We start from the raw sequence: 7,454 nt of genomic DNA on the forward strand, positions 1-7,454 counted from the left end.
AAATGAAAAAGAGAATTGGGGTTCTGACAAAACGACACGCCGAAATTTTCTTGCCCAAAGTCATCGAATCATTTTACTTTTTGGAGACGATCTAAATGATTTTGTCTCGGGCGCTAAAGTTTCATTGGAAACGAGAGTCGAGCTTGCAAATAAGTACAAAAATTATTGGGGTGAAAAATGGATTACCATCCCGAATCCTCTATATGGCTCCTGGGAAGCGGCATTGTATGAGTTTGATTATTCTCATTCCAAAGAGCAAAAAATTCAAAAGAAGATGAATAGATTGAATACCCTTAAATGAGATTTGCATGATCTTTAATTAAAACTAAGTTTACTTTTGCATCCATTTTTAATTTCGTCAATTGTCCAATACATTTCTTAAATCCAAACATAAAAGTATGGGTTTCGTAACAAAATCTATGGCACCATTAATAATAAGAACAGTCAAAAACAGAGTAAAATAAATAATCTATGCCTAAAGATGAGGAGCGAGAGCCATGAAAAGTAGAACTATTTTTACAAGTTTATTCTTGGCCCTAATACTTTTTTCTACTGGTTCGGATGTTATTGCACATGGAAAAGTTCGATCCGGGGGAATCGGTTTAAGGGGTACTTATTGGGGTAATGCAGACCATAGAGCGAATATCCTCATTAATCGTTACGATTATCTAAGCGTCAATTCTGAATTTGGCGGAGGCCCTTATTTTCTTACCGATATAAGAGTTAGAGAAACTTTTTATGATGAAGAAGTAAATATAAGTACAGTTTTGAAACCCGGTGTTTATGCCGGCGGCGGATTGGACTTTATGTTAAACAGCTGGTTCGGATTGAATTTCGATGTGAAATATCATGTTATCGATTTCGATGTCAGCCACGAACAGACCGGGTTTGAGTATGGACTTGGCATTCAATTTATGTGGGGACGATTTAGATCCCATATAAGATGATTGATGCAAGCGCAATAATTTTGTTGGAAGATAGGGGAATCTGGATGCCTAGGATAAATTAAACTATGGGCATCCAGCTTAATTAAAGTTGATATACACTGTTTCGGTAGATGCCGAAATCCTGTCGCCAACGCCATGAAGAAGAAATCCAACCCCTTTCCGGTTGCTCTACTTCTTCCGGAAAATTACAGATGCCCACAATCGATGTCTTCAATTTGATCTTGGAGAAAATCACCACTGTTTTTATTTGCCAAAGAGGCATCGATATTGGTTGACGATCTAACCAATGTCCATCAATAGAAGTTAAGGCGTATTTGAAAAAACCTGTGCTATCAATCCATTTTTCTTCTGGAGTATTCCTTTTCCAATAGAATTCTATTCTGCACTTATTGGCAATATTTTCCCTGGATGGCAATAATACTTTTACTTCGAATGTCGCTCTCCATTCATGACCGCTCAAATTTGCAGCATATTTTACTCTACCGACCCACAGCTCTACTCGCAGAAATTTCTGATCTTTTTCAAGATTTGAGATGTTCGCCCAAAGTTATTTTTCAGATTCAGTCGGTAATTTGGATGCAAAAAATGACGTTAATTAATACAGCCCTTATTAAACTAGTTGCTTCATTTTGTTACCTCCTTCCCATCATCACTATCACTTCATCACTAGTTTCGATTTCGGTTTGTTGATTTACTTGACTAATTTATGCTAGTTAAATTCACAAATATTTGTAAAACGAATAGAAATTCTGTACTATGTAAACCAACCTTTTTGATTTTACTTATTTATATTTTTATTATTAAATGGTTCCACAACGTAAACAATTAATTATAATAGAGTTAAGGATTGGGTTTGTTGGAGAAGAATTATTCTTTTGAGTCTTATCTCAACAACTCAACACTATATTTTGAATAGATCGAATCCAATTATTGATTCCAACGATTTGGGGATCCATCAGACATCCATCCAAAAGGTGGATGGAAAAAAACTTACCCAGGAACAAGATGTTGTCGCTGTGGAAGAACCATTAGAAATACGTTTGGGGTTCGAAAAAAACGGGCAAAGAACTCACAAAAATATATCCGTAACCATGAGAACTCCCGGCGATGATTTTGAACTAACCGCGGGTTTTTTGTTTGCCGAGGGGATTATAGAAAATGCAAACGACGTCGATCAAATCATTTTTTGCGGCCCTGTTGTATCCGGAGCCAAGTCTCGAAATGTTGTTCGGGTTGAATTAAAATCAACTATTCAATTTGATCTTAAAAAATTAGATCGTCATTTTTATACCACATCCAGTTGTGGGGTATGTGGGAAAACCTCAATCGATGCACTGAAAACGCAAAACAAATATTGTACTGAAAAGATACCGAAGTTAGGCGGCCATTTTGACAGGGAAATGATCCATCAATTGCCGCGAATCATGAGTCAATCTCAGGATGTTTTTGATCAAACAGGCGGTCTGCATGCGACTGCTTTGATAAACGTTAATGGGGAGGCTGTAATTCTGCGAGAAGATGTCGGCAGGCATAATGCCATGGACAAGGTTATCGGTGCTGCTTTATTTAGGGATTTTATCCCCCTCAGTAATCATTTGATATTTTTGAGCGGACGAGCCAGTTTTGAATTGATACAGAAAGCTTTGATGGCCGGCATACCCATAATAGCCGCTGTCGGAGCGCCGTCCAGCCTGGCTGTGGAATTAGCCAAAGAGTTTGATCTCACCCTCATAGCGTTTGTCCGAAATAATCGTTTCAACATTTACAATGGCGCTTGGCGTATTAAATAAGGACTTAAGAATGAAATTAAGAATCAAAGGGAACTCTTTAAGACTTCGGATATCACAATCAGAAGTAAAACAATTAAAGGATAATTTGCAAATCACTGAAGAAATACAGTTTAGCAAAGATAGCGCTTTAAGGTACACTCTTCAAAATCAGCCTGGGCTTAACACCATAAAAGCTGATTATTCTGAAAATAGTTTGCTAATAAGTTTACCTGAAACATTGGCAAAAGATTGGCTAAATTCAGATCAGGTTGGCCTTGAAGGTATACAAGAAAACAGTGAAAATAATTTTTTAAAGATTCTGGTAGAAAAAGATTTTTCTTGCTTAAGCCCTCGTGGTGATGAAGATGAATCTGATCTGCTGCCCAATCCAAAACAATCTTAACTGGATAGTTGAAATCTCTTATTCTAATAACTATTAACTTTATTTGATTAGTCGTGAAAAATCAACCGGATATAAAAGCTCAACCCCCTGAAGAAAAACGAACCATTTCTACCGTTATTCCTCCAAAAATTGCCGGTGGAATTCCTGCTGTTTTATCAGCTATCAAGCATTCAATCAGAGAGATGGGAATTGTTCGCAGTATCAAAACACTAAGCCGGTTAAACCAACACGAGGGCTATGATTGTCCCAGTTGTGCCTGGCCGGATCCGGAAGAACGTGCTAAAGTTGAATTTTGTGAAAATGGTGTAAAGGCGGTCGCTGAAGAAGCCACAAAGAAAAAAGTTATCCCGGAATTTTTTGAGCGATGGTCCATTTCAAAATTATCTCAACAGAGTGATTATTGGCTTGGAAAACAAGGAAGACTCACTCACCCTATGTGGTTAAAAACAGGCGAGACTTTTTATCAACCCATAGAATGGCAGGATGCGTTTGATCTCATCGCAGAAAAATTAAACAGCCTCAAGACTCCGGATGAAGCAGCTTTCTACACCTCCGGACGTACAAGCAATGAAGCCGCGTTTTTGTACCAGTTGTTTGTACGGTTGTTTGGTACAAACAACTTACCCGATTGTTCAAACATGTGTCATGAATCCAGTAGTGTAGCTTTGAAAGAAGTAATTGGCGTCGGGAAAGGAACGGTTAAATTGGAAGATTTTAATTATGCCGACACAATTTTTGTGATCGGACAAAACCCGGGAACCAACCACCCGCGAATGTTAACCGCACTCCAGCAAGCGGCAAGAAATGGCTGCAAAATTGTTAGCATTAATCCTCTTCCGGAGGCCGGAATGATTCGCTTTAAGCATCCCCAGGAAATCAGAGGACTGGTTGGAGCCGGAACTGAGTTGGCAACACTTTTTCTGCAAGTGAAAATTAATGGGGATGTTGCCCTTTTAAAAGGCATCATAAAAGAAATGCTGATTGCTGAAGAGAAAAACCCCGGTAGCGTTATCGATCGCAATTTTGTTGACAATTTTACAAGTGGTTTTTTTGAGTTTGATAAAGATATCACACAAACGACATGGGAGACGATAACAGAAGAAAGTGGCGTAAGTCGGGATCAGATATATGAAGCAGCCCAGGTTGCCATAAACTCCAAGCGGATGATCTGGTGCTGGGCAATGGGCCTTACCCAGCATAAAAATGCAGTTGCCAATATTCAAGAAATTATTAATTTACTTTTACTTGGCGGACATTTCGGTCGTAAAGGAGCTGGTGTTTGTCCTGTACGGGGACACAGCAATGTTCAGGGAGATCGTACCATGGGCATCTGGGAAAGGCCAACTAAGGATTTCTTAGATAACCTGGAAAATGAATTTCATTTTGAGCCTCCCAGGGAACCGGGTTTTAACACGGTGGAAGCAATTGAAGCCATGGCTGAAAACAAAGTCAAAGTATTTTTTGCTCTCGGCGGGAATTTTGTATCTGCAACACCGGATACGGAATTCACGGCTAATGCAATTCGCAAATGTGAGTTGACAGTCCAGGTGTCCACCAAACTCAACCGTGCCCACCTGGTTACAGGAAAGCAGGCTTTGATACTTCCATGCCTGGCGCGTTCTGAAAAAGATGTGGTGGATGGTAAAGTCCAGTTCGTCAGTGTTGAAAATTCGATGGGAATTGTTCATCGTTCTTCGGGTAATCTTGCGCCTACATCTAAATATCTCAAGAGTGAACCAAGCATTGTCGCTCAATTAGCAAAAGCAACATTTAAAAATCACCCGGACAAAGTAAATAAAGTGAGATGGAAATACTTAAGTGCAGACTATAGTCGTATCCGTGATCTCATCGAAAGGGTAATTCCCGGATTTACGGATTATAATCAGCGTGTCCGAAGACCAGGTGGTTTTTATCTGCCAAATCCAGTCCGGGATGAGAAGGTATTTAATACTTCAAACAAAAAAGCACAATTTACTATTCATACCATAAAAAGAACCAATCTGCCGCAAGGTCACTACATCATGATGACAATTCGAAGCCATGATCAATATAACACCACAATTTATGGATTAGAAGATCGCTATCGCGGCATCGCAAATGGACGAAGAGTAATTCTAATGAACAAAGAAGATATGTGTGAGGCTTCTTTTAAAAAAGGACAGTATGTTGACATTACCAGCCATTTTCAAGGCCAAAAAAGAATAGCAAAAAAATTTGTAGTTGTCCCATATGCCATCCCTAGAAAATGTGTTGCTACATATTTTCCCGAAGCTAATGTTCTGGTTCCGATTGGCAGTATCGCAGATAAGAGTCATACACCTGCTTCTAAATCGGTTCAAGTCAGCTTAGCGCCTGCTTAATACTATTTATCTATTTATTTAATATGGTTTTCTATTTATTAAAAAATTGTATGAAAAGTATTCTCGGGTTTATTAAGAATAGTTCTCAATCAAGTAAGTAGCAGATCTCCGGCATTCAATTAATATCATTTAGACATTTTCATAAAATCGGGGTTAATGAATCGATTCATAATTCCTTTTTTAAGATCATTTTGAAATTATTTTTTCTCTCCCGCCAATCCATCAATCATACTTAGCTTTTATTTCCTGGAATTCTTAAACTTACATATAAGGTTTACTTGAAACGATTTGTATAACCTTATCAAAAAAAATGATCCGTGCAAATAGCAAAGGGAAAAGACATTTATTTTGTCATAATATCGTCGATAAAATTATATATCGTGAGTTCGACATAATGACATTCATGGTTCGACTCCGCTCACCATGGCTTAAATTAGTTGCCTGAGCGGTGTCGAAGGCTAATAATATATACATATTTTGCTTATGACATAGTTATGTCGAACTTAGGTTATATACCATAAATCAATCGAATTTAAAACATATACAATGAACGGACAAACACTCAGATCTCTAAATTTTGAAGAAAAACCAGCGCCAAAGCGAATTATTGGTCATGTCAAAGGAACCTTACCTGGCCCTACTTTGATTTGCACTTCCGCTTTACATGGAAATGAACCTGCCGGATTCAAAGCCCTCGACAGGATATTTAATACCATTCGCAAAAACAAAATTACAATAAGAGGCGAGTTCCTCGGCCTGGTAGGCAATCTTTCAGCTCTAAAAGAGCAACGACGTTTCATCGATCGTGATCTCAATCGCGGATGGTTTAAAGAACATATCGCCGCTCTCAAAGCAGGAAGTCAGTTGTTGGATAAAACTGAAGATCATGAGCGTCTGGAATTACTTGAAAATATTGAGAAAGTGGTACAGTCTGCAACAAGCGATATCATTTTTCTTGACCTTCATACGACATCCGGCAAGAGCGTTCCTTTTTTAGTAATTAGAGATATTCTACAAATTCGTAAATTCGTATTAGATTTTCCAATGCCAATCATTCTTGGCTTAGAAGAGCAGCTTAAAGGTACGCTCCAGGAGTACATGGGAAATTTAGTTCCCATTGGTTTTACGATCGAGGGCGGACAACATGATGATCCAAAATCGATCGATCAATTAGAAGCTGGGATTTGGCTAACTTTAGCCAATTGTGGGATCATTGAAAACCAGGGTAAAAATGGATATGTCAAATACTCCAGGGATGCCTTGACTGCAGTTACTGAGGATTTACCACGTGTGTTTGAGGTTCGTTTCCGCCATTCAATGAAACCACAGGATCGGTTCCGGATGAAGCCTGGATATGAGAGTTTTCAAACAATAAAACAGGATGAAATCCTGGGCAGGGACGCAACTGGCGAAGTTAAAGCTGAAGAAAAGGGTAGAATACTGATGCCGCTATATCAAGCACAAGGTGAAGATGGCTATTTTATCATTCATGAGTTCAATTCAATTTGGCTTACTGTGTCAGAATATCTTCGTCGCTTGCAATTGGATTCGGTTTTGCACTTGTTACCTGGAGTGAAAGAATTTCGTGGGCAAAAAGATACCCTCATAATCAGTAAAATGATTATTCGATTTTTTGCAATCGAAATATTTCATCTTCTGGGTTACCAAAAAATTAGAATGATGGGTAAAAATATTATCATGCGACGCCGATTAGACATTTTGCCCAAATAAAGGTTTATTATTGGTAACAATTCTATTCAGCCATTAGCTTTTAGCTGTTGGCTTTTTAGAGTCCCGTCCTGAAAAAAGTTAACAGTTAGTAGTCGTAGTTTTTCTTTTTTTCTTTTTTTTTGTATATATGTGGATAACTTCAAACATGACAACCTATTTCAGGACAAGACACAGTAAGCTAAAGGCCAACAGCTAAAAGCCAATGGCTGAATAGTTACGACCATCAATAAAAAGTTTGCTAAAA

Annotated in this window: 7 protein-coding genes; 6 read left to right on the forward strand and 1 reads right to left on the reverse strand. The window is 38.4% G+C overall.

Annotated elements, in window-relative coordinates; all coding sequences use genetic code 11:
- Both IIC38_19110 and IIC38_19115 read left to right on the forward strand, forming a co-directional pair.
- Positions 1–301 (forward strand): acid phosphatase (locus tag IIC38_19110; GenBank protein ID MCH8128036.1); only part of this gene is annotated, 301 nt, incomplete at its 5' end.
- Between the two features lie 196 nt (positions 302–497).
- Entirely contained in the window at positions 498–947 is a 450-nt protein-coding gene (locus IIC38_19115; protein ID MCH8128037.1) for a hypothetical protein, read from the forward strand.
- Positions 948–1,029: 82 nt separating this feature from the next.
- Here IIC38_19115 and IIC38_19120 read toward each other — a convergent pair whose 3' ends face one another.
- Positions 1,030–1,407, reverse strand: coding sequence for a hypothetical protein (locus IIC38_19120; protein ID MCH8128038.1), 378 nt, complete (start codon positions 1,405–1,407; stop codon positions 1,030–1,032).
- Between the two features lie 448 nt (positions 1,408–1,855).
- Between IIC38_19120 and fdhD the strand changes: the two genes are divergently transcribed.
- From fdhD to IIC38_19140, 4 genes are all read left to right on the forward strand, one after another.
- Complete coding sequence (gene fdhD / locus IIC38_19125; GenBank protein MCH8128039.1) at positions 1,856–2,737, forward strand: formate dehydrogenase accessory sulfurtransferase FdhD; 882 nt, start codon at positions 1,856–1,858, stop codon at positions 2,735–2,737.
- A 10-nt stretch (positions 2,738–2,747) separates the two neighbouring features.
- A complete protein-coding gene (locus IIC38_19130) occupies positions 2,748–3,119 on the forward strand; it encodes a hypothetical protein (GenBank protein MCH8128040.1) in 372 nt (123 codons plus the stop codon).
- A gap of 53 nt (positions 3,120–3,172) precedes the next feature.
- Positions 3,173–5,479: an FdhF/YdeP family oxidoreductase gene (locus IIC38_19135; GenBank protein ID MCH8128041.1), complete on the forward strand. Its 2,307-nt coding sequence runs from the start codon at positions 3,173–3,175 to the stop codon at positions 5,477–5,479.
- A 546-nt stretch (positions 5,480–6,025) separates the two neighbouring features.
- Positions 6,026–7,210 (forward strand): succinylglutamate desuccinylase/aspartoacylase family protein, encoded by a 1,185-nt coding sequence (locus tag IIC38_19140; protein MCH8128042.1) that lies wholly within the window; start codon positions 6,026–6,028, stop codon positions 7,208–7,210.
- Positions 7,211–7,454 lie beyond the last annotated feature (244 nt).

This window comes from candidate division KSB1 bacterium, assembly GCA_022566355.1.
GTDB lineage: Bacteria > Zhuqueibacterota > JdFR-76 > JdFR-76 > DREG01 > JADFJB01.